Origin of the sequence: Lentibacillus kimchii (assembly GCF_042666895.1) — a bacterium.
GTDB classification, from domain to species: Bacteria; Bacillota; Bacilli; order Bacillales; family Amphibacillaceae; genus Lentibacillus; species Lentibacillus kimchii.
In genome coordinates, this window is the sequence record NZ_JBHTGR010000006.1 from 124032 (window position 1) to 145762 (window position 21731).

Consider the following 21731-nt stretch of genomic DNA (forward strand, 5'->3'; position numbering starts at 1 on the left):
GGCTGCCGCTTCCGGAAATGAAGCATTAGCCGCTGCGTAACATTAATTAAGATCGAGTGACGTGTGTTATTGGTTTAAGCGTGCCTGAATTTCTGTCATTAATTGTTCTGCCCCTTCAGGACTCAGCACAATGCTGCCATTTGCTAACACCAAATTATCATCAGATTTGTGGCCGGTTACTTGACACGTCATATCGAGTGTCTGTTTTTTCAGCACAATCTTATTGTCGTCCGTGTAAATATCCAGCTCATCACTGTTGTTAATATCCAGTGTGCGTCGTAATTCAACAGGAAGCACGACACGTCCAAGTCCATCAATTTTCCGTGTGATTCCGGTCTGTTTCATATGCCATTCTCCTCTCCAGCCGGCTTTAGGCATACAGCCGTCATGATAAATAGGCCCATTCTGGCTCAACTTATGGAGTATACTACCAGCACGTCATGTAACCGTCAATTATAATGCTGTAGTTATGTGAAAATTGTTGTAACTAAACAAAGGACCGGCTGTTTGATAAAATGATACTATTCAGGCATGATTCGAATAACGGTGGTCAAGGAGACACAGAGTTATTGGCAAATGCACTTAAAAAAAGCTAAAATAGAAACCATCTGAAGGAGGTAGTGTGCAATGCCCGAGGAAAAGAAAACATTTTATATTACCACACCTATTTATTATCCGAGCGGCAATTTACATATTGGCCATGCCTATTCGACGGTTGCTGGCGATGCCATGGCCCGTTATAAGCGTTTGCGGGGCTATGATGTGATGTATTTGACCGGCACTGACGAACATGGCCAGAAGATACAGCGAAAGGCCCATGAACAGGGCAAGGAGCCACAGCAATATGTTGATGAGATGGCCAGTGGTATTCAAAATCTCTGGGAAAAGTTAAAGATTACACATGATGACTTTATCCGGACGACAGAGGACCGGCATAAAGAAGTGGTAGCTAAAATATTTGACCAGCTCGTCCAGCAGGGTGATATTTATCTGGATGAGTATGAAGGCTGGTATTGTACATCGTGTGAATCATTTTTTACAGAACGCCAGCTAGACGATGGCCACTGTCCGGATTGTGGTGACCCTGTTGAGAAAGTAAAAGAGGAATCCTATTTCTTCAAAATGAGCAAGTATGTTGATCAACTGCTCGAGTTTTATGAACAGAATCCGCAGTTTATCCAGCCGGAAGCCCGGAAAAATGAAATGCTGAACAACTTTATCAAACCAGGACTGGAGGATCTGGCAGTTTCCCGCACGACTTTTGACTGGGGAATTAAGGTGCCTGGTGATCCGAAACACGTTATCTATGTTTGGATTGATGCTTTGAGCAACTATATTACCGCTCTTGGCTATGGGACCGAAGACGACCAGTTATATAAGAAGTTCTGGCCGGCCGATGTGCATCTGATGAGCAAGGAAATTGTTCGCTTCCATACGATCTATTGGCCCATTATGCTGATGGCGCTGGATTTGCCATTGCCAAAACAGGTCTTCTCCCACGGCTGGATTCTTATGAAAGACGGCAAAATGTCCAAATCCAAGGGCAATGTCGTTGATCCTGTTCAGCTGATTGACATTTACGGACTGGATGCGGTGCGTTATTATCTCTTGCGCGAAGTGCCTTTTGGGTCAGATGGTGTGTTTACACCGGAGGGATTCGTTGAGCGCATGAACTATGATCTTGCCAATGATCTCGGTAACTTGTTAAACCGCACCATTGTGATGATCAGCAAGTACTTTGACGCTAAACTCCCAGCTTATCAGGCAGCTGAGACGGAAACGGAACAATCTCTGGAAAAAATGCAGCGGGATACCGTTCAAAAAGTGGAAGAGGCAATGGATAATCTGCAGTTCTCGGTTGCCCTGTCGTCGCTGTGGCAGCTGATCAGCCGTACCAATAAATATATTGATGAAACCGAGCCATGGGTGTTGGCGAAAGACGAGACCAAACGGGAACGTCTGGGCAATGTGATGGCTCATCTTGCTGATTCACTGCGCAAAATAGCGATTATGCTGCAGCCGTTCCTGACTGAGGCACCTGAAGAAATTTTCCAGCAGCTGGGAATTCATGCTGATGATGCCTTACAATCATGGGACAGCCTTTATCAGGATGGTGTCATCCCAGCCGGCACTGAGGTGCATAAAGATCAGCCGATTTTCCCACGGCTTAATGTTGATAAAGAGGTACAGGCGATCAAAGCGATGATGCAAAAGCCGGCTAAAACGACCGAAAAACCAGCTTCCAGCGTGCCGGAACAAAAAAGTGAGGTCACAATCGATGACTTTATGAAGCTGGATCTGCGTGTCGCAGAGGTGCTGAAAGCAGAGCCTGTCAAAGATACCGATAAATTGCTGCGGCTGCAGGTGGATGCAGGAACCGACAAACGGCAAGTCGTCTCCGGCATTGCCGAGTATTACAGCCCTGATGAGCTTGTCGGTCAAAAAGTTATCTGTGTCACGAATCTGAAACCTGTTAAATTGCGTGGCGAGCTGTCGGAAGGCATGATTCTCTGTGGCGAAACAGACAGCGGTGAGCTTGTTCTGACATCGGTTGATCAATCACTTCCGAATGGCTCGGTGGTTAAATAAATTCTGGCTGAGCAAAGGGGGCAGTTCATCATGTCTGTTCTCTTTCCTCTGAGCCATGCTTCTCCAAAAGATGCTGGAAAAACTTTATATAAGGAAGTGAGACTATGTTAGTGGATACACATGTTCATTTGAATGCGGATGAATTCGCTGAGGACCGGGAAGAAACTATTCAGCGGGCATTTGATGCAGGTGTCGAATACATGGTCGTTGTCGGTTTTGACCGGCAGACGATTCCGCTGGCGATTGAAATTGCTGAACGGTATGACACCATTTATGCCGCTGTGGGCTGGCACCCGGTTGATGCGGTGGATATGACTGATGACGACCTTAACTGGATTGAGGAACTTTCGTCACACCCGAAAGTGGTTGCTATCGGGGAAATGGGACTGGATTATCATTGGGACAAATCACCAAAAGAGATTCAGAAAGATGTCTTTCGCAGGCAGATAGCCCTTGCTAAGAGGGTCAACATGCCAATTATTATTCATAACCGGGAGGCTACTGAGGATATCAGAGACTTGCTGCAGGAGGAAAAGGCAAGCGATATCGGCGGTATTATGCATTGCTACAATACCTCAGCAGCGTATATGCAGTCGTTTCTTGATATGGACTTTTACATATCAATTGGCGGACCGGTAACCTTTAAAAATGCAACCCTGCCTAAGGATGCAGCGGCCGCGGTGCCTTCAGACCGGCTCCTGGTGGAAACGGACGCTCCTTTTCTCGCACCACATCCGAACAGAGGAAAACGCAACGAACCGGCTTATGTTAAATTGGTTGCAGAAAAAGTTGCTGAACTGCGCGGTCAGTCGTTTGAAGAATTGAGCCATATGACAACAGCTAACGCCTTTACGTTTTTTAATATCACCCCAAAAACGTAACGCACTTAATTATGAGAATGACATCTTGCACCTATTATGAAGAGACCTGTCTTAGGACGGGTCTTTTTTTGTGGGGTTTTCCGGAGCGGTCCTCTTTTGTCTGCAGATGTTTTATTACAGGCATGAATACTGCCAAAACAGATTTTAGACGTTTCACAGTAGCTAAATATTACGCTCTGTAATCTTATTGTTAGGGAACCGTAAATGAAAAGGCGTTGTAAAGGCAAGGGGCCATTAATATAATCAAGTAAGCGGATGAGAAAGGAGGCAATAAGCATGAAGGTTTTTTCAAAATTATTGCCCAGTAAAACCCGGCACTGGATTCTTTCAGGAGCTGGATTATTAGCACTTATGATTTTTTGCGGATTCATGATAGCAGAAACAACGAAAGCAGAAGTCACCGTCGCTGATAATGGCGATGAACAAACAGTTAAAACAAATGCGGATACAGTCCAGGATTTGCTGGATGAAGAAGGCATTACGTATTCAAAACACGACGATCTTTCACATACAATAGATGCACCAGTTGAGGATGGCATGACAATTAAATATGATGAAGCCAATAAGCTTACAGTAGCGATTAATAATGATAAAGATACCTATTATACAACAGCTGATACCATCAACGAATTTCTTGATAATCATGATCTGACGGTTGGTAAATATGACGAGGCATCGGAGCCAGCTGCAGCTGCGATTACCGATGGGATGGACTATTCAATTGATAAGGCATTTGATGTAACGGTTGAGGATGCCGGCGAAAAGAGAAATATTCATCCAACCACACAGCAGAGCGTCGAGGAATTACTGACTGACAATGATATTGAGGTGGATGATCTGGATCAGGTCAGCCCGTCTTTGGATGCGACGATTGAAAAAGGCGATGATATTAAAATAACACGCGTTGAAAAATCCAAAGAAACAGTCGATGAATCGATTGCTTATGACACGGAAAAACGTGACGATGACAGTCTGGAAAAAGGAAAGACCAAGATTGTTAGTGAAGGCCAGGAAGGGACGGTCGCGAAAACATATGAAGTAACAACAGAGAACGGTGAAGCTGTTGACCGGCAGCTAATGAACAAAGAAGTTAAGCAGAAAAGTGAGAACAAGATTGTTGCTCATGGCACGAAAGAAAAAGACACAAATGTGACCAAACTATCTGCTGAGAGCAGTTCTAATAATCAGGAAGCTGCCAGCAGCAGTAAAAAAGAACTGCAAATGAATGCAACGGCTTATACAGTTGACTGTCTTGGTTGTGATGGCAAAGGCCTTACAGCAACAGGCATCAATTTGCACGAAAACCCTCATGTGGTTTCCGTAGATCCAAATGTGATTCCTTTAGGATCGCGCGTTTGGGTTGAAGGCTATGGCAATGCGGTTGCCGGTGATACCGGGGGTAATATTCAAGGAAACCGGATTGACTTGCATTTCACTTCCCAAAGCAAAGCAAGCAGTTTCGGACGGCAGACGGTAACAGTCAAAGTTCTTGATTAAGATATGATATAATATTCCTGCCATAGATTAATGGCAGGAATATTTGTATAAGAGAAGAGGAATCAGCGTGAGAATTCAAGAAGTGGTGGTTGTCGAAGGCCGCGATGATACAGCCAGGGTTCGTGAGGCTGTGGATGCGGATACAATTGAAACAAATGGCTCGGCCGTTGGTGACGCTGTCATAAAACAGATCAGGCACGCACAGGCTAAACGCGGCGTCATCATATTAACGGATCCGGATTTTCCCGGCAAGCGAATCCGGCATATCATCAGCGTGGCTGTTCCGGGGTGCAAGCATGCCTTCCTGCCACGTGAAGCAGCCCGTGACAGGCGTTCAGGTCAAACGAGCCTGGGAATTGAACATGCATCAGCTGAGGCCATTCGCGACGCACTCCAAAGTGTTTACTCATTAGCTGCAGAAGAATATGCCGACATCACCCGGGAAGACTTGGTGAGCGCCGGTTTGATTGGCAGTTCTAAGGCAAGCCGCCGTCGTGATCATCTTGGTGAGATTTTGAAAATTGGTCATACGAATGGCAAACAGCTGTTGAAGCGACTGACGATGTTTCGAATTTCCCAAGAGCAATTTGACAAAGCCATGCAGCAGGTGATGCAGGAGGAAGATTATGACGGATAAATGGATTGCAACGCCGACACGCACGAAAGAGATTCTTGAAACACATGGATTTGCCTTTAAAAAGAGTTTAGGGCAGAACTTTATTGTTGATGTCAACATTTTAAATAATATTATCCGGAAGGCTGGTATAGACAAACGAGCAGGGGTGATTGAAATTGGCCCTGGCATCGGTGCGTTAACGGAGCAGCTCGCCATCCATGCTGACAAAGTGGTCGCCTATGAAATCGACCAGCGTTTGTATCCGATTCTGGATGAGACGCTTGCCTCTTATTCGAATGTACGCATTCTACAAGAGGATATTTTAGAAGCGGATGCAGCTCGCATGATCGAAACATATTTTGCATCTGATCAGCCTGTTCATGTTGTCAGTAACCTTCCATATTATATAACGACTCCTATCCTGATGCGCTTATTGCGTGATCAATTGCCAGTGACCAGCCTGACAGTCATGATCCAGAAGGAAGTAGCGGACCGGATGGCTGCTGAACCGAATCAGAAGAGCTACGGGTCATTGTCAATTGCCGTTCAGTATTATACTGAGGCCTCAGTTGTCATGAACGTTCCCAAAAATGTATTTATGCCGCCGCCTAATGTTGGGTCAAGTGTGCTGAAACTCACCAGACGGGAACAGGCGCCAGTCGAGGTAGATAATGAGGCGTACTTTTTCACCATTGTACGCGCGTGCTTTGCCCAGAGACGCAAGACATTGCGGAATAATCTTATCCGGCACTTTAATACGACTGACAAGCTCCAGGTTGTGGAGACTTTAGAGGCGTCTGGTATTGATGAAACAAGGCGTGGTGAGACGTTGACAATGGCCGAATTTGCCGTTCTTTCAAACACTTTCTATCGTTTAATTGAAAAGATGAGATGATCAGCTGTCTTCTAAAGGGCAGCTGATCTTTTTGATAATGGCACAGGACCTGCTTACACCTCATAGCCTGTAGGTAGTGATCTAAATTTATCCGGAAGAAGCTGTGAGGTGGCGTTATGAGTTTTGCAATTGGTGAACACGTAACACGCGCATCCTATCATCATGATTTATTGTTCCGTATTGCAGCCATTTCTGGAGAATTGGCTATATTGCATGGTGAGGACATTCGTCTGGCCGCTGATGCTCCACTGGGTGATCTGGTTCGTGCCAATGCAAGTGAAGTGGCGAAACGTAAAAAGCAGGAAAAAAAGCAAGAGGCATATTCTTATCATCTGTTCCGTCAGGATTACCAGCTGATGAAGGAAAAACGTGATTATCAATCGGGACATGGCTATGACCATACGGCAGGTTTTTTTCAGCTGCCGACAACTGTTTTGCATATTGATGGAGACCGGACTTATATGCGAAAGTGTACTGAATTATACCAGCGCCTGGGGCTAAATGTACACGGTGCTTATGTGCAGGAAAAAGATATGCCGCAGGAAGTTGAGGCACTGACAGACAGTGTTAAGCCGCATATCGTTGTTATTACGGGACATGATGCTTTTTCCCAGAAAAAAGGCGCCAAAAGTGACTTGGGGGCTTACCATAACACCCAGTATTTCGCGGAAGCCGTTGATGTCATCAGACAAAAACATCCGCGGCTGGATGATGTGGTTATCTTTGCAGGTGCCTGCCAGTCTCACTTTGAGTCGCTTATTCAGGCCGGTGCAAACTTTGCAAGTTCACCATCAAGGGTTAATATCCATGCACTGGATCCAGTTTATATAGCGGCGAAAATGGCCTATACCCCTTTTATGGAGAAGGTTAGCGTCTGGGATGTTCTGCAGAATACATTAACAGGTGAAGAAGGAATGGGCGGTGTCGAAACAAAAGGCCTGATGCGGATAGGGATGCCGTATACACCGTCAGATGGTGCCGATGACTAACAGGTATCTGAAACGGAGGATTGGAACGCTCGTATGCTGGTTTCACCTCCGGATTTCAGACCTTTTAATAAGGTTGTACATAGTTTTTTAAGTTTTTGCCATAATAACCACAGGATGCCAATTTTGCTTATTGACATAAATAAGGCAGCGCTGTTATAATGACAAGTTTTACTTGACTATTATACAAGCCTGTGTTATCATTATTAACAAGTGAGGTGGAGTATAGTGGCTAAAACATTGATCGAAATAAAGCAAGGTCTTGAATCGCATGTTGGTCAGCGATTGCGCCTTAAGGCGAACGGCGGCAGACGAAGAACGATTGAACGCTGCGGCACATTGGCTGAGATATACCCGTCTGTTTTTATTGTTGAACTGGATCAGGACGAGAATGCATTCGAACGTGTTTCATATAGCTATGCCGACATTCTAACCGAGACGGTGGAATTAAATTTTCCAGATGATCAGCTAGGTCACGCACTCATGGCGGAGCAGTAAATGGTGATTGCTGCTTTTTCCTTTGTCCAGGGTCCTGAGCGACGTGTGGAACATCGCTTGCAGATAGCCTGTCTCATTTATTAGTCTTAAGTATTTCCTGTTTTGTCAACAACTGTCGGGTGTTTCTTTTGCCATTTCCCATAAACTAATGTTGTCGTAAGGCACTCTTAAGAAAGGGGACGTTTCTTTCATGGCACGAAGTAAAAGCGTCATGTCGGATAAACTGAAAGAAGAAGTCGCTAAAGAGTTAGGCATTTACGACACCATACAGCAGGAAGGCTGGGGAGGCATTCGCGCTAGGGATGCCGGTAATATGGTGAAACGGGCAATTGAAATGGCCGAGCAAAACATGAAGTAATGATTGGGCAAACCCTTTAATGGGTTTGCCCTTTATATTGGGTGACTGACTTTCTCCTAAAGGTTACCCTGCAACTGGCAAAAAGATTTTGGCACTTTCATATGGCACAGTCACTTGACCATCTCAGATAACTTGATGAAGCACGTACAATAGTGGTATATTTAGTTAAAATATTCGGTTATAGTAGAGGTGGTCTATGAAACGAAGTGAGCGGCTTGTATCAATGACGCGTTATTTTCTGGAAAATCCTAAAGAACATACATCTTTGCCTTATTTTAGTGATCAATACGATGCGGCAAAGTCATCGATCAGTGAAGATCTGACAATTATTGATCGCGTCATACGGCAAGAAGGGGCCGGGTGGCTGCAGACGCTTCCCGGCGCTTCGGGCGGTGTCAGTTTTCAGCCTAGCATGGCCCAGGAAAGAGGCGGCCGGTTTATTGCTGACCTTTGTAAAACCTTGGCTGATCCTGCACGCCTTCTACCTGGCGGTTATTTATACATGAGCGATATTTTAGGCGATCCGAAGATGGTTAACCAGATCGGTCATATTTTAGCTTCTGCATTTTCTGACCGGGAAATTGACGTTGTCATGACTGTTGCAACCAAGGGTATCCCACTGGCTTATGCTGTTGCAGCCGTCCTGAATGTCCCAGTTGTGATCGTAAGACGTGATGCAAAAGTGACGGAAGGATCTTCTGTAAGTATTAATTATGTGTCAGGTTCTCCGCGAAAAATTCAGACAATGGTGCTTCCTAAACGAAGCCTGCATGCTGATGCCAATGTCTGTATCATTGATGACTTTATGAAAGCAGGGGGCACTATTAATGGCATGATCAGCCTGATTGGTGAGTTTAATGCCAACGTCCAGGCTATTGGTGTGCTGGCTGAGGCGGATGATGAAGAGGAGGAGCGTGTCGTGCAGCACTACACGTCACTTATAAAAATCAGCAACGTTGATTTGAAGCAGAGGACGATTGATGTCCGTCCTGGTCATTATAACTGACGTTGCCTTCCGCGAACGGCTGTGGAGCCCTTGGTGCCCGTCGCGCCCGCATGCCTTGGTTCCCGCAGCAATCTTCCCTCCGGTGAATCTGCGTCTTTTAACTTTGTCCTCCTTCCTGTTTGATCTGATTTTGCCCGGCGCTTCGAAATCAGGTATTATTTTCTAAATTTTTTCACTGTATAGGCAGGAATTCTTATATATGTGTTGAATTATGCCAGTAGGACAAAGGAAGGGTGGTGAAACATCATGGAAGTAACTGACGTGAGATTACGCCGTGTAAATACAGAGGGGAGAATGTGTGCAATTGCTTCAATTACAATGGACGAGGAATTTGTGGTTCATGATATCAGAGTGATTGACGGCAATCATGGCTTGTTTGTGGCAATGCCATCTAAACGGACCCCAGATGGCGAATTCAGGGACATTGCCCATCCGATCAATTCGGCTACCCGTGGTAAGATTCAGGATGCCGTATTAGGTGAGTATCACCGTGCTGGTGAAGCTGAAACCAATTACGAAGAAGCGGGTGCATCCTGATATATTTTGCAGAAGGTCTAATCTTGCCACAGGTTAGCCTTCTCTTTTTAGTTTCAAACCAGCTGCTTCAGTGGCATCTTTAAGTACTGATTTTATCCCCGGAGATGCGTGCCCTCAGTCTTACATACGATTTTCCTTCTTCTTACAACGCTAAATCTGTTGAAATTAGCGTATTTTTGAGATATATTCATAATTGGATAATAGAATGGAGGACTCCACATGGCGAATCGTTTTGCGGTGATTCTTGCTGCCGGACAGGGGACTCGAATGAAGTCGAATTTATATAAGGTACTCCATCCGGTTTGCGGCCGTCCGATGGTACAGCATGTCATCGATCAGTTAAAACCGGTGAATCCTGAACAAATGATAACAGTCGTTGGCCATGGCGCAGCAAAGGTAACTGAACTTATTGGCGAAGACAGCCAGACTGTTTTACAGGAGGAACAATTGGGCACAGGACATGCTGTGCTTCAGGCCGAGGATCTATTAAACAGCCAAGAGGGCACAACCATTGTTGTGTGCGGCGATACACCTTTGATCACCAGTGAGACCTATGAGGCACTTTTTGCGCATCATGAAGCTAAAGGTGCCAAGGCAACCGTTTTAACGGCTGGGGCTCCCGATCCGGCAGGTTATGGCCGGATTATCCGTAACAGTGACGGAGAAGTTGCACGGATTGTTGAACATAAGGATGCCTCTGATGCGGAATTACAAGTCAGCGAGATTAACACAGGCACCTACTGTTTTGATAATAAAGCACTCTTTGAAGCCCTGCATCGTGTATCAAATGATAATGCTCAGGGTGAGTATTACTTGCCTGATGTTGTTGAAATTCTGCAAAACCAGGGTGACAGGGTCAGCGCGTATCAGACAGCTGACTTTGACGAAACAATGGGCATTAATGATCGTGTTGCTCTGGCACGTGCTGAAAAAGCTTTTAAAAAGCGCATCAATGAATACCATATGCGAAACGGCGTAACGCTGATTGATCCGGATCATACATACATTGAACCGGGTGCTGTCATCGAGCCGGACGTGCTGATTCAGCCCGGTTCGAGCATTAAAGGTGAGACAACCATCAGCCAGAATACGGAAATCGGTCCGTATACAGAAATCGATGACTGCTTTATCGGTGCAGACAGCCTTGTCAGACAGAGTGTGGCAGAAGACAGTCATATTGGCGACCGGGTGCAAATCGGTCCATATGCCCATATCCGGCCAGAGGCATCGATTGGCGACGACGTCAAAGTAGGAAACTTTGTTGAAGTGAAAAGATCAAATGTAGGCAATCAGACTAAGCTGCCTCACTTAAGTTATATTGGCGATGCTGATGTAGGCAGACGTGTTAATCTGGGATCCGGAACGGTTACAGTTAATTACGATGGGAAAGAGAAACATCTGACGACGATTGAAGACGATGCATTTATTGGCTGCAATACGAATTTAGTTGCACCGATAACTGTCGGGAAAGGTTCTTATGTGGCGGCAGGCTCAACCATTACAGATAAAGTGCCTGAGAATTCACTGGCGATTGCCAGAGAGCGGCAGACGACTAAAGAAGGGTATGCATCACGAGCCAAAAATCAGGAAGAAGACTAACGGGGGGTTAATCTCATGCCAGATGGCAAAAAATTTCCGACGCTGAAAGTGTTATCGTTAAATTCGAATCCGGAGTTGGCCGAAGATATCGCTGATCATATGGGGACAACACTGAGCAAATGCACAGTGACGTCGTTCAGTGATGGTGAAATCAAAATTAGTATTGATGAAAGTGTTCGCGGCTATGATGTCTATGTTGTGCAATCGACATCGGCACCCATTAATACACATATTATGGAGCTGCTGATTATGATTGATGCTCTGAAACGTGCGTCAGCAAGAACTATTAATATTGTGATGCCCTATTATGGCTATGCCAGGCAGGACCGAAAAGCGCGTTCCAGAGAGCCCATTACATCAAAGCTTGTAGCAGATCTTTTGGAAACTGCCGGCGCCGACCGTGTCATCACACTTGATTTGCATGCACCGCAGATTCAAGGCTTCTTTAATATGCCAATTGATCACTTGCAGGGTGTGCCTATTTTAGCCAACTACTTTGAAAAGAAAGACTTTGACGACATCATCGTTGTGTCTCCGGATCATGGTGGTGTAACACGGGCCAGGATGATGGCGGATTATCTTAAGGCGCCGATCGGGATCATTGATAAACGCCGTCCGCGTCCAAATGTTGCGGAAGTGATGAATATTGTCGGTGATATTGAAGGGAAGACAGCCATCCTGATTGATGATATTATAGATACAGCAGGTACAATCACACTTGCTGCGGATGCTTTGGTGGAAAATGGAGCAAACGCCGTTTACGCCTGCTGTACACATCCGGTTTTATCGGGACCGGCCATTGAACGTATTGACGATTCCAAAATTAAGGAATTAGTCGTAACGAACTCAATTCCGCTTTCAGAAAGCCAGCAGAGTGAAAAGATCACTGAATTATCAGTAGCACCGCTCATTGCCGAGGCGGTTACACGTGTCCATGAGTTGAAATCAGTCAGTACTTTGTTTGACAATACCTAATGGCCAGTGATTTTGTGTAAAAGCATCAATTATGTTTTAATAGAAACGTTATAGAATAAAATTTGCCATAGGAGACCCGGCAGAATCCGGGTCTTGACTAATGGAGGGTGATGGAAATGGCAGTAGCATTAAAAGCAGAGAAACGCGACAACCTAAAAACATCCGTAACAAAACAGATTAGAGCAAATGGTGACGTTCCATCTGTTGTTTATGGTAAAAATAAGGAGTCGAAGGCCATTACGGTCAACAATGTCGAATTGGTTAAAACGATTCGTGATGAAGGCCGGAATGCGATTATTTCCCTTGCTGTTGAGAACGAACAGCCGGTTGATGTCATGCTGCATCAGTATCAGACAGATCCGCTGAGAGATGAGATGACGCATGCGGACTTCTATATTGTTAATATGGACGAGGCGATGGATGTGTCCGTAGGGATTACGCTTGATGGCGAACCAGCAGGTGAAAAAGAAGGCGGTGTTCTCCAGCAGCCGTTATATGAAGTCCAGGTACGGGCTAAGCCAGCTGATATTCCGGACACGGTCACCGTTGATGTTTCTGAGCTGAACATTGGTGATACACTGTCAGTCAGTGATCTGCCTCACTCAGCCAGCTATGAAATCAATGATGAAGAAGATACAGCTATCGCAACCGTTATTCCGCCGGATACCATCGAGGATACAGACGAGGCAACGGATGAGAATGCAGAACCTGAACTGGTTGATGCATCAGATGATAACAACAACGAATAACTTAAAGGCGGAACCCTCCTGGTCAGCTAATAGGAGGGTTCCGCTACATTCAAATATGGCTTAAAGGAAGTTGTCACATGAAGTGTATCGCAGGCCTTGGCAATCCAGGCAAAAAATTTGATAAAACGCGTCATAATACAGGATTCATGGTGATTGATGAGCTGGCTGAACGTCACCAGTGGACGTTAAAAAAAGATAAATTCGAAGGTGTGTCCACCGTGGAAACGCATGATGGCGAAAAAGTTATTCTGCTTAAGCCGCAAACATACATGAATGCTTCGGGGGAATCAGTACGGCCGTTAATGGACTTTTATAAATTAACCCCAGAAGATTTGCTGGTAATCTACGATGATCTTGATCTGCCCACAGGCAAAATCCGTTTGCGCCATACAGGCGGACACGGGGGTCATAATGGCATCCGCTCAGTCATTGATCACTTAGGCACGAAAGAATTTAAACGACTGCGGTTCGGAATCAGCAAACCAGATAAAGCCATGTCAGTGGTGGATTATGTTTTGCAGTCTTTCGCCAGTGAGGAAAAGAGCGATGTCCAGTCAAGCATCCAAACAAGTGCTGATGCGTGTGAAATGTGGCTGCGGCAGCCGTTTGCCGAAGTTATGAATGCGTATAACAGCTAACTGAATGATAATTGGTTCAGTAACACGCCTTCTTGCATAGCTGCATACGGTATAATTATACGTTTTTCGGATAAACTTGGGGATACCGATTGTTTATGCGAGGAGGATTGTTATGGCAATTATTTATGAGTGCCGGCATTGCAGCCGGGAGATTGGGCGAGTTGACGAGCAAATGACGGATGATACGATGCTCGGGCTCGATCAATTATCATCAGAGGAAAAACGTGATATGCTTAGCTATGAAGCAGATGGCAGTATGCGGATAACAGTTATATGTGAGCATTGTGAAGCATCACTCAGCCGTCATCCGCATTATCACGAATTGGACTATTTTATACAGTAATATCATATATTAAGTCAAAAGCTTTGGTTATCCCTAAAAGTGGTTCAGGGATAGGACGATTAACTATCTTAAACGCGTTCTATTGATGAAAAACCAAGGCATTTTTGCACGTAAACAGGTGGGAAAAAATGGACGGTATTCAGAATTTTTTAAAGTCTAAGGAAGATATAGCATCTGTCATTGATGGGATCTCCAAGGGCATGCAGGAGCAGCTGATAGCAGGTCTCTCAGGGTCGGCCAGAAGTCTTTTTGCTTCGACTGTCAACGCATCACTCGAGAGACCCGTATTGCTGGTGACAAATCAGCTCGATCAGGCTCAACAGCTGTATGATGACCTGTCAGACTTTATAGGTGAGGACCAAGTGCACTTATATCCGGTTAATGAACTGATTGCGTCTGAAATTGCTGTAGCCAGTCCGGAATTGAAGGCCCGCCGAATTGAGGCGCTGACAGAATGGTCAGAGACGCGATCGGGCATTTTAATAGCTCCTGTGGCTGCTTTGAAACGCATACTGCCACCGCCCGACTATTGGTATCAATACCAGCTGCCTTTTTCGACAGGGGAAGAAATTGATGTAGATGCTTATCTGCAGTCGTTGGTAGATATGGGGTATGAACGTGCATCGATGGTGACATCACCCGGTGAGTTCAGCCGGCGTGGCGGGATTATCGATATTTATCCTTTAACAGAGCAGCATCCTCTGCGTATTGAATTGTTTGATGATGAAATCGATTCCATACGCTCATTCGATCCGGACAGCCAGCGTTCACTGGAAAAAAAGACAGCCATCACGATTGGGCCGGCAACGGAAATGCTGTTGACAAAAGAAGACAGACTGCAAACAGCTCAGCGTCTTGAGACGGCATTGGCGGCATCATTGAAAAAGCTGTCTTCAGACGAAGCCAAAGAAACACTTTCTGAGACAATTGACTATGCAGTTGAGCGGTTTAAAAATTTAGAATCCTTCCAGGAGATGTATCAGTATATTGGCTTCTTCTATGATAAGCCAGCTAGTTTGTTAGACTATTTGCCGTCAAATGGTCTGATTATCCTGGATGAAATGAGCCGGATTCAGGAGACGGCCACCAATCTTGATAAAGAGGAAGCGGAATGGTACAGCACCTTACTGGAATCCAATAAAATGGTGCGGGACAGTCATTTTTCCTATGACTGGGATACAGTCTGGAAAGGTCTTGACCGCCAGCGTATTTATATGTCGGTTTTTTTGCGTCATATAAGTGGCACCCAGCCGCAAAACATTGTTGATTTATCGACACGAACAATGCAGGCATTTCATGGTCAGATGAACTTGTTTAAAAATGAACTGCAGCGCTGGGAAAAAGGTGATTTTTCAGTTGTCGTTCTGGCACCAGATGCCGAGCGGGCAGAAAAAATTCAATCGATTTTCCTGGACTATGGGATTGAAGCAAACGTCACAAGAGACTTGCAGCTCCCTGTGACACGTCCAACAATTACGACTGGCAATATCACCAATGGCATCGAATTTCCAATGCATAAACTGGTTTTGATTACAGAAAATGAACTGTTTAAAACACAAAAAACCAAACGCCCGCGTAAAAAACAGAATATCTCGAATGCTGAACGGATCAAAAGCTATCAAGAGCTTAAAGTGGGCGACTTTGTTGTTCATGCACACCACGGTATTGGTAAATACTTAGGGATTGAAACGCTGGAGATGAATGGCCAGCATAACGACTTTATGCTGCTTAAATACTCGGGTGATGACAAATTATATGTTCCGATCGACCAGATTAATCTGGTGCAGAAATATGTCGCTTCTGAGGGCAAAGAGCCTAAGCTGTATAAACTGGGCGGCAGTGAGTGGAATAAAGTTAAACGAAAAGTCCAATCCAATGTGGAGGACATTGCGGATGATCTCATTGAACTATACGCTGAACGCGAGGCACGAAAAGGATATGCCTTTAGTGAGGATACGGAATTGCAGCAGGAATTCGAAGCAGCCTTTCCTTATGAGGAAACGGACGATCAGCTGCGGTGTATAACCGAAATTAAAACGGACATGGAAAAGGAACGCCCGATGGACCGTCTCTTGTGCGGTGATGTCGGTTACGGGAAAACCGAAGTGGCTATACGGGCTGCCTTCAAAGCTATTGTAGACGGCAAGCAAGTTGCTTTTCTGGTCCCGACAACGATTTTGGCTCAGCAGCATTATGAAACACTCCGTCAGCGATTCCAGGATCAGCCTGTCACGATTGGCATGCTAAGCCGTTTTCGTTCCAAAAAGGAACAGCAGGAAACAATTGAGGGTGTTCGTAAGGGTACGATTGATATTGTGATTGGCACCCATCGCTTACTGTCCAAGGATGTCACCTACCGCGACCTGGGCTTACTCGTCGTGGATGAAGAACAGCGATTTGGTGTTAAACATAAGGAAAAGATCAAGCAGCTGCAATCCAATATCGATGTCCTGACACTGACGGCAACCCCGATTCCGCGCACATTGCATATGTCAATGCTTGAAGTCCGTGATCTGTCAGTGATTGAAACGCCTCCGGAAAATCGTTTTCCCATCCAGACGTATGTCATGGAGTACAACCCGATTTTTGTGCGTGAAGCGGTTGAGCGTGAAATGGCTCGCGGCGGCCAGGTGTTTTACCTTCATAACCGCGTGGATGATATTGATAAGGTTGCCAGAGATTTAGGAATGCTGGTTGATGATGCCCGGATCGCTGTGGCTCATGGCCAGATGAATGAAACGGAACTGGAGAATATCATTGTCGCTTTTCTGGAAGGTGAGTATGATGTACTGGTCAGTACAACAATCATTGAAACAGGTGTTGATATGCCAAATGTCAACACGCTAATCGTTAATAACTCAGACCGCATGGGTCTCAGTCAGCTTTATCAGCTGAGAGGACGGGTGGGCCGCTCCAACCGGGTTGCTTACACGTATTTCACTTACCAGCAGGATAAAGTTCTTAGTGAAGTGGCTGAGAAACGGCTGGAAGCAATCAAAGAATTCACAGAACTTGGCTCTGGTTTTAAAATTGCTATGCGTGATTTGTCCATCCGCGGTGCAGGTGATCTTCTTGGCGCCAATCAGCACGGATTTATCGATTCGGTTGGATTTGATATGTATTCACAGATGCTTAAGGAAGCCATTGAAGCTCGTAAAACCGGCAAAAAGCTTGATGAAATCGAAACGTTTGAACCGGAGTTAGCATTAACGCTGGATGCCTATATTCCAGAATCTTATATTTCTGATGAAAAACAAAAAATTGATATTTATAAACAATTCCAGGCTGTCTCGTCGGCGGATGATATCGGGGACCTGCAGGATGAGCTGATCGATCGTTTTGGTGATTATCCTGAAGAAATTGCTAATTTATTCACAGTAACATCACTTAAACGGCAGGCAAAAGAGCAGCGGGTTGAGTCTATTACTGAAAGACCTGGCAAATTGGAAATGCTTATAAGTGAAAACCGCAGTCAGGAAGTTGATGGGTCTAAGCTGTTTGAATTGGCGAATCAGTTTGGCCGCGGTTTGCAGCTGGGGACAGAAGGAAGCAAACTGAAAGTACTGTATAAATGGACACGGGATACTGAGCAGCAGCGGTATGACGTTCTGGAAAATTTCATCAGTCAGTTATCTGAGGTTAACCGGCAGGAAAGCAACACTGGTTCTTGACATGTCGCTTCAGTGCGTTGTTTTTGAATTCTGGTGTTAGAGAGATGTATAGTCGAGCGGGGATGATTCATACTAAACCCACAACTGGTGTTTTTTTCTCATTAAGGAAAACTACTGAATACATACACCAGACACAAACATCGCAGAAAGTGAGGCTCCAGACTGATGAAAGCAACAGGAATTGTACGCCGTATTGATGATTTAGGCAGAGTGGTTATACCAAAAGAGATCAGACGAACGCTGCGTATCCGTGAAGGTGATCCATTAGAAATATTTGTTGACCGTGAATCTGAGGTCATTTTAAAGAAATACTCGCCCATTAATGAATTGAGCACATTTGCTAAAGAGTATGCCGAGGCATTGTTTGAATCGCTTAATTACCCAGTAATGATCTGTGATCGTGATGAAGTTATTGCTGTAGCCGGCGATTCCAAAAATGACTATTTAAATAAAGGCATCGGTTTACAACCGGAAAGGGCTATGGAAGATCGTACGCCGTCATTTCAAACAGAACCTGTTACAGCTCAGCTGATCAGCGGGGAGGATGAAGATCTGGCTGCGTTATGCATCAGTCCAATTATTGCGAACGGTGATCCAGTTGGCTGTGTGGTGCTGTTTGCAAGAGAAGGCGAGCTGACGGAAGTTGAGCAAAAGTCAGTTCAGACAGCTGCCAGCTTCCTGGCCCGGCAAATGGAGTAATTAGAGGTTTCTTACATGAACAGCGAAGAACGAAAAGGTGTCATGGCTTATTAGCGATGGCACTTTTTTGTATGATTGGATGATTGCTCTCGGGTCAGTCTTTTTAAGCTTATGCTATACTGGATACCGGCATTACTTAGCCGGAAAGGGTTTAACATGGAAAAGGACAAACCGACGCAGCAGACATTGCTTAAGGGAGCTGTATGGCTAACGCTGGCCGGCATGGCTGGTAAATTGCTGAGTGCCGGTTACCGGATCCCGCTGCAGAATTTAACAGGGGATACCGGTTTTTACGTTTATCAGCAGATCTATCCATTCTTGAGTATTGCTATGATGCTTGCTTTATATGGTTTTCCCTCTGCTGTCTCTAAAATAGTTGTGGTTATCACATCGCGGGGCCAGAGTCTCTCCTGGCGTTCGTTTTATATTCCGGTGTTTGTGTTATTATCAGTTATAGCCGGAAGCATTTGGATTATTATGTACTTGAGTGCCCCGAAAATCGCTATGATGACAGGTGATCCTGAACTGGTGCAGACCTATCGGCTGGCTTCGTGGATTTTTTTACTGATTCCTTTACCGGCTCTATTGCGCGGGACATTTCAGGGAATCGGGCTGATGCAGGCAACTGCCATTTCACAAATCAGTGAACAGCTGCTGCGTCTCAGTGTGATCATCACTGCAGCGGCAGGGGTATACCTGTGGCAGCAGCCTGTCTACACGATTGGTCCAGGGGCTGTTGCAGCTTCGTGTGCTGGCCTTCTCGCTGCTGTGATGATTCTGCTTGGGTTTCTTATCCATTACCACCCGGTTACAGACGAATGGTTCTCCGTTCCCTGGCGGTATTATGTGACAACGCTTGTCGTTTTAGGTACGACGGCGGCTTTGAATCAGATGGTGCTTGTGATTATTCAGTTAGCAGATACCTTCACCCTTGTCCCGGGGCTGAAGGCATACGGTCTATCTGTCGATGATGCCAGACAGGCTAAGGGTGTTTTTGATCGCGGGCAGCCGCTTATCCAGCTTGGTACGGTACTTGGTTCGTCATTTGCTTTGGCATTGCTTCCCGCTCTATCGGGTGATAAGCTAAAACAAGAACCTGACATGATGCATCAGTTGATTCGCAGTGCCAGTTTAATCAGCTTTTATTTAGCGATTGGGGCGACTGCTGGATTGATCATAATTTTTCCGGAAACCAACCGGCTGCTGTTTCAGAATACAAACGGGACAGATGCTTTAAGACTGCTCGCGCTTGCAGTTTTTCTCAGCTCGATTGGGATAACTGCTGCCTCAATTCTGCAGGGCTTAGGCTATATGAAGCGGACGGCCGCTTTTGTTGCCATTGCTTTTTGCCTAAAATGGACAGCCAATTATGCTTTGGTTCCTTTTTTCGGGATCACCGGAAGCGCTTTGGCTACTGTTCTCAGCTTAACGATGTTCGCGGGATTGATGATCGTTTCTCTGAGACGGAAATTACCCGAATTAAAGGTGCTGCAGCAGGTTAACTGGCTGGCGCTTCTGCTTGCTCTGGCAGGCATGATCGGTTTTATTCTGGGAGTTCATTACCTGACAGGCCCAATTGTCTCAAGAGCCGGTTCAGCTGTTTACGTTATCACAATGGCGCTTGCGGGGGCGGCGATTTATTCTGGCCTTTTGCTGCGTCTCGGGGCTTTCCGTGAGCAGGATCTGTCGCGGCTGCCGCTTGGCTGGTTATTCATTCGACTCCATAAAGAAAGGAATTCCTAATGGCCTATACAATCGATATTATTGGACTTGGTGCTGGTGATTTAGACCAGGTGCCGCTTGGTATTTATAAGAAACTGAAGAGCCAGACATCAGCTGTTTATGTGCGCACAGCTGATCATCCGGCAGTCAGACAATTCGAGGAAGAGGATATCCGTTTCCAGTCATTTGATTATATTTATGAGGAAATGGATCAATTTGCGGACGTCTATCAGCAAATGACTGATACGCTTCTGATGACGGCCGCGCAGCAGTCGCTTGTCTATGCGGTTCCGGGTCATCCTATGCTGGCGGAGAAGACCGTTCAGCTGCTGTTGGATCAGGATGAGGTGCCTGTGAACATCATTGGCGGAGACAGTTATCTTGATGCGTTATTCGCTTCACTTAAAATTGACCCGATCGATGGCTTGCAATTTGTTGATGGCCTTCATTTTGAACGGCGGCAATTGGATTATCGTCATCATATTGTGTTCGCTCAGGTCTATGATCAGATGACCGCAGCCAATGTTAAACTGACCCTGCTGGAGGATCTGCCGCACGATTACCCAGTCAAAATTGTTGCCTCAGCTGGCAGCTTTGAAGAAAGGATAACAGATGTGCAGCTGGATGAGCTGGACCGTTCCTTCACGGATGTCCATAATCTCACATCTATTTATATTCCGCCTGTACCGGATGCCTTGCTTCATCATACATTTGCCCAGATGCGCGAGGTGATCAGACAATTGCGGGCTCCTGGCGGCTGTCCCTGGGATCGTGCCCAGACACATGAGTCATTGCGCATGTATGCAATCGAGGAAGTCTATGAGTTACTGGAGGCGATTGATCAGCAGGATGATGACGGTATAGTGGAGGAGCTGGGTGATCTCTTGCTGCAGGTTATGCTGCATAGTCAGATTGGTGACGATAACGGCTATTTTACGGCCGATGATGTTATACGTTCGCTGACTGACAAAATGATTCATCGTCATCCGCATGTGTTTGCTGATCAGTCGGCTGAAACCGAGCCAGACGTTGCTAAGACATGGGACGCACTGAAACAGGAAGAAAAAGGCGAAACGCGGACGTCTGTTTTAGATGGGGTGCCAGCTGGTCTTCCTGGTCTGGCTAAGGCGTTCAAATTACAGAAGAAGGCTGCCAAAGTCGGATTTGGCTGGGATGATATCCAAGGCATATGGGAGAAGTTCCAGGAAGAGCTGGACGAGGTGCAGGTGGCTATTCGCCAGGAAACGCACACGGAGATCGAGGCGGAGATTGGCGATGTTTTATTTGTCATTGCCAATCTGGCGCGAGGTTACAGCATCAACCCGGAACTAGCCCTCCAGCAGGCAAACACGAAATTTATGTCGCGTTTTACCTTTATTGAACAGGCTCTTAATGAGCAGGGGAAAACGGTGAATCAGACATCACAGGAAGAAATGGATCTGTACTGGAATCAAGCAAAGGAAAGAGAGTGA

General features: G+C 45.7%; 20 protein-coding genes. 19 read left to right on the top strand and 1 reads right to left on the bottom strand.

Annotation, left to right across the window (positions count from 1 at the left end; translation table 11 throughout):
* Window positions 1-66: 66 nt before the first annotated feature.
* Complete coding sequence (locus ACFQU8_RS04840; RefSeq protein ID WP_382358065.1) at window positions 67-345, bottom strand: AbrB/MazE/SpoVT family DNA-binding domain-containing protein; 279 nt, start codon at window positions 343-345, stop codon at window positions 67-69.
* Between the two features lie 282 nt (window positions 346-627).
* Between ACFQU8_RS04840 and metG the strand changes: the two genes are divergently transcribed.
* From metG to ACFQU8_RS04935, 19 genes are all read left to right on the top strand, one after another.
* Entirely contained in the window at window positions 628-2589 is a 1962-nt protein-coding gene (gene metG, locus ACFQU8_RS04845; RefSeq protein WP_382358066.1) for a methionine--tRNA ligase, read from the top strand.
* Window positions 2590-2693: 104 nt separating this feature from the next.
* Window positions 2694-3470, top strand: coding sequence for a TatD family hydrolase (locus ACFQU8_RS04850; RefSeq protein WP_382358067.1), 777 nt, complete (start codon window positions 2694-2696; stop codon window positions 3468-3470).
* A gap of 276 nt (window positions 3471-3746) precedes the next feature.
* A complete protein-coding gene (locus ACFQU8_RS04855) occupies window positions 3747-4967 on the top strand; it encodes a ubiquitin-like domain-containing protein (protein ID WP_382358068.1) in 1221 nt (406 codons plus the stop codon).
* A gap of 67 nt (window positions 4968-5034) precedes the next feature.
* Window positions 5035-5604: a ribonuclease M5 gene (rnmV, locus tag ACFQU8_RS04860; RefSeq protein WP_382358070.1), complete on the top strand. Its 570-nt coding sequence runs from the start codon at window positions 5035-5037 to the stop codon at window positions 5602-5604.
* A complete protein-coding gene (gene rsmA, locus ACFQU8_RS04865) occupies window positions 5594-6478 on the top strand; it encodes a 16S rRNA (adenine(1518)-N(6)/adenine(1519)-N(6))-dimethyltransferase RsmA (protein ID WP_382358071.1) in 885 nt (294 codons plus the stop codon). Before rnmV ends, rsmA begins: the two co-directional genes overlap by 11 nt.
* A 116-nt stretch (window positions 6479-6594) precedes the next feature.
* Entirely contained in the window at window positions 6595-7467 is an 873-nt protein-coding gene (yabG, locus tag ACFQU8_RS04870; protein WP_382358072.1) for a sporulation peptidase YabG, read from the top strand.
* A gap of 225 nt (window positions 7468-7692) precedes the next feature.
* Window positions 7693-7962: a biofilm formation stimulator Veg gene (gene veg / locus ACFQU8_RS04875; protein WP_382358073.1), complete on the top strand. Its 270-nt coding sequence runs from the start codon at window positions 7693-7695 to the stop codon at window positions 7960-7962.
* A 190-nt stretch (window positions 7963-8152) separates the two neighbouring features.
* Window positions 8153-8320: a small, acid-soluble spore protein, alpha/beta type gene (locus ACFQU8_RS04880; protein ID WP_382358074.1), complete on the top strand. Its 168-nt coding sequence runs from the start codon at window positions 8153-8155 to the stop codon at window positions 8318-8320.
* A gap of 196 nt (window positions 8321-8516) precedes the next feature.
* Window positions 8517-9326: a pur operon repressor gene (purR, locus tag ACFQU8_RS04885; RefSeq protein WP_382358075.1), complete on the top strand. Its 810-nt coding sequence runs from the start codon at window positions 8517-8519 to the stop codon at window positions 9324-9326.
* Window positions 9327-9572: 246 nt separating this feature from the next.
* Window positions 9573-9863 (top strand): septation regulator SpoVG, encoded by a 291-nt coding sequence (spoVG, locus tag ACFQU8_RS04890; protein ID WP_382358076.1) that lies wholly within the window; start codon window positions 9573-9575, stop codon window positions 9861-9863.
* Between the two features lie 219 nt (window positions 9864-10082).
* Window positions 10083-11462, top strand: coding sequence for a bifunctional UDP-N-acetylglucosamine diphosphorylase/glucosamine-1-phosphate N-acetyltransferase GlmU (gene glmU / locus ACFQU8_RS04895; protein ID WP_382358077.1), 1380 nt, complete (start codon window positions 10083-10085; stop codon window positions 11460-11462).
* A gap of 15 nt (window positions 11463-11477) precedes the next feature.
* The gene (locus ACFQU8_RS04900) at window positions 11478-12437 is read left to right on the top strand and encodes a ribose-phosphate diphosphokinase (protein ID WP_382358078.1); all 960 of its coding nucleotides are present in this window, start codon (window positions 11478-11480) and stop codon (window positions 12435-12437) included.
* 116 nt (window positions 12438-12553) lie between these two features.
* Window positions 12554-13186, top strand: a complete 633-nt coding sequence (locus ACFQU8_RS04905) for a 50S ribosomal protein L25/general stress protein Ctc (RefSeq protein WP_382358079.1) — start codon at window positions 12554-12556, stop codon at window positions 13184-13186.
* A gap of 77 nt (window positions 13187-13263) precedes the next feature.
* Complete coding sequence (gene pth / locus ACFQU8_RS04910; RefSeq protein ID WP_382358080.1) at window positions 13264-13824, top strand: aminoacyl-tRNA hydrolase; 561 nt, start codon at window positions 13264-13266, stop codon at window positions 13822-13824.
* A 112-nt stretch (window positions 13825-13936) separates the two neighbouring features.
* The gene (locus ACFQU8_RS04915) at window positions 13937-14167 is read left to right on the top strand and encodes an anti-sigma-F factor Fin (RefSeq protein ID WP_382358081.1); all 231 of its coding nucleotides are present in this window, start codon (window positions 13937-13939) and stop codon (window positions 14165-14167) included.
* Window positions 14168-14295: 128 nt separating this feature from the next.
* Window positions 14296-17838, top strand: a complete 3543-nt coding sequence (gene mfd, locus ACFQU8_RS04920; protein ID WP_382358082.1) for a transcription-repair coupling factor — start codon at window positions 14296-14298, stop codon at window positions 17836-17838.
* A gap of 165 nt (window positions 17839-18003) precedes the next feature.
* Window positions 18004-18537: a stage V sporulation protein T gene (gene spoVT, locus ACFQU8_RS04925; RefSeq protein ID WP_382358083.1), complete on the top strand. Its 534-nt coding sequence runs from the start codon at window positions 18004-18006 to the stop codon at window positions 18535-18537.
* A 111-nt stretch (window positions 18538-18648) separates the two neighbouring features.
* Window positions 18649-20280, top strand: coding sequence for a putative polysaccharide biosynthesis protein (locus ACFQU8_RS04930; protein ID WP_382358084.1), 1632 nt, complete (start codon window positions 18649-18651; stop codon window positions 20278-20280).
* Complete coding sequence (locus tag ACFQU8_RS04935) at window positions 20280-21731, top strand: bifunctional methyltransferase/pyrophosphohydrolase YabN (RefSeq protein ID WP_382358085.1); 1452 nt, start codon at window positions 20280-20282, stop codon at window positions 21729-21731. The genes ACFQU8_RS04930 and ACFQU8_RS04935 overlap by 1 nt, the downstream gene beginning before the upstream one ends.

What these genes read in the sequence shown, in the direction of transcription:
- ACFQU8_RS04930 (WP_382358084.1), top strand. Translation starts at nt 18,649, where the DNA reads ATGCTATACTGGATACCGGCATTACTTAGCCGGAAAGGGTTTAACATG.
- ACFQU8_RS04850 (WP_382358067.1), top strand. Translation starts at nt 2,694, where the DNA reads ATGTTAGTGGATACACATGTTCATTTGAATGCGGATGAATTCGCTGAG.
- yabG (WP_382358072.1), top strand. Translation starts at nt 6,595, where the DNA reads ATGAGTTTTGCAATTGGTGAACACGTAACACGCGCATCCTATCATCAT.
- ACFQU8_RS04900 (WP_382358078.1), top strand. Translation starts at nt 11,478, where the DNA reads ATGCCAGATGGCAAAAAATTTCCGACGCTGAAAGTGTTATCGTTAAAT.
- rsmA (WP_382358071.1), top strand. Translation starts at nt 5,594, where the DNA reads ATGACGGATAAATGGATTGCAACGCCGACACGCACGAAAGAGATTCTT.
- ACFQU8_RS04855 (WP_382358068.1), top strand. Translation starts at nt 3,747, where the DNA reads ATGAAGGTTTTTTCAAAATTATTGCCCAGTAAAACCCGGCACTGGATT.
- glmU (WP_382358077.1), top strand. Translation starts at nt 10,083, where the DNA reads ATGGCGAATCGTTTTGCGGTGATTCTTGCTGCCGGACAGGGGACTCGA.
- spoVT (WP_382358083.1), top strand. Translation starts at nt 18,004, where the DNA reads ATGAAAGCAACAGGAATTGTACGCCGTATTGATGATTTAGGCAGAGTG.
- purR (WP_382358075.1), top strand. Translation starts at nt 8,517, where the DNA reads ATGAAACGAAGTGAGCGGCTTGTATCAATGACGCGTTATTTTCTGGAA.
- ACFQU8_RS04905 (WP_382358079.1), top strand. Translation starts at nt 12,554, where the DNA reads ATGGCAGTAGCATTAAAAGCAGAGAAACGCGACAACCTAAAAACATCC.
- pth (WP_382358080.1), top strand. Translation starts at nt 13,264, where the DNA reads ATGAAGTGTATCGCAGGCCTTGGCAATCCAGGCAAAAAATTTGATAAA.
- ACFQU8_RS04840 (WP_382358065.1), bottom strand. Translation starts at nt 345, where the DNA reads ATGAAACAGACCGGAATCACACGGAAAATTGATGGACTTGGACGTGTC.
- ACFQU8_RS04915 (WP_382358081.1), top strand. Translation starts at nt 13,937, where the DNA reads ATGGCAATTATTTATGAGTGCCGGCATTGCAGCCGGGAGATTGGGCGA.
- mfd (WP_382358082.1), top strand. Translation starts at nt 14,296, where the DNA reads ATGGACGGTATTCAGAATTTTTTAAAGTCTAAGGAAGATATAGCATCT.
- ACFQU8_RS04880 (WP_382358074.1), top strand. Translation starts at nt 8,153, where the DNA reads ATGGCACGAAGTAAAAGCGTCATGTCGGATAAACTGAAAGAAGAAGTC.
- ACFQU8_RS04935 (WP_382358085.1), top strand. Translation starts at nt 20,280, where the DNA reads ATGGCCTATACAATCGATATTATTGGACTTGGTGCTGGTGATTTAGAC.
- spoVG (WP_382358076.1), top strand. Translation starts at nt 9,573, where the DNA reads ATGGAAGTAACTGACGTGAGATTACGCCGTGTAAATACAGAGGGGAGA.
- metG (WP_382358066.1), top strand. Translation starts at nt 628, where the DNA reads ATGCCCGAGGAAAAGAAAACATTTTATATTACCACACCTATTTATTAT.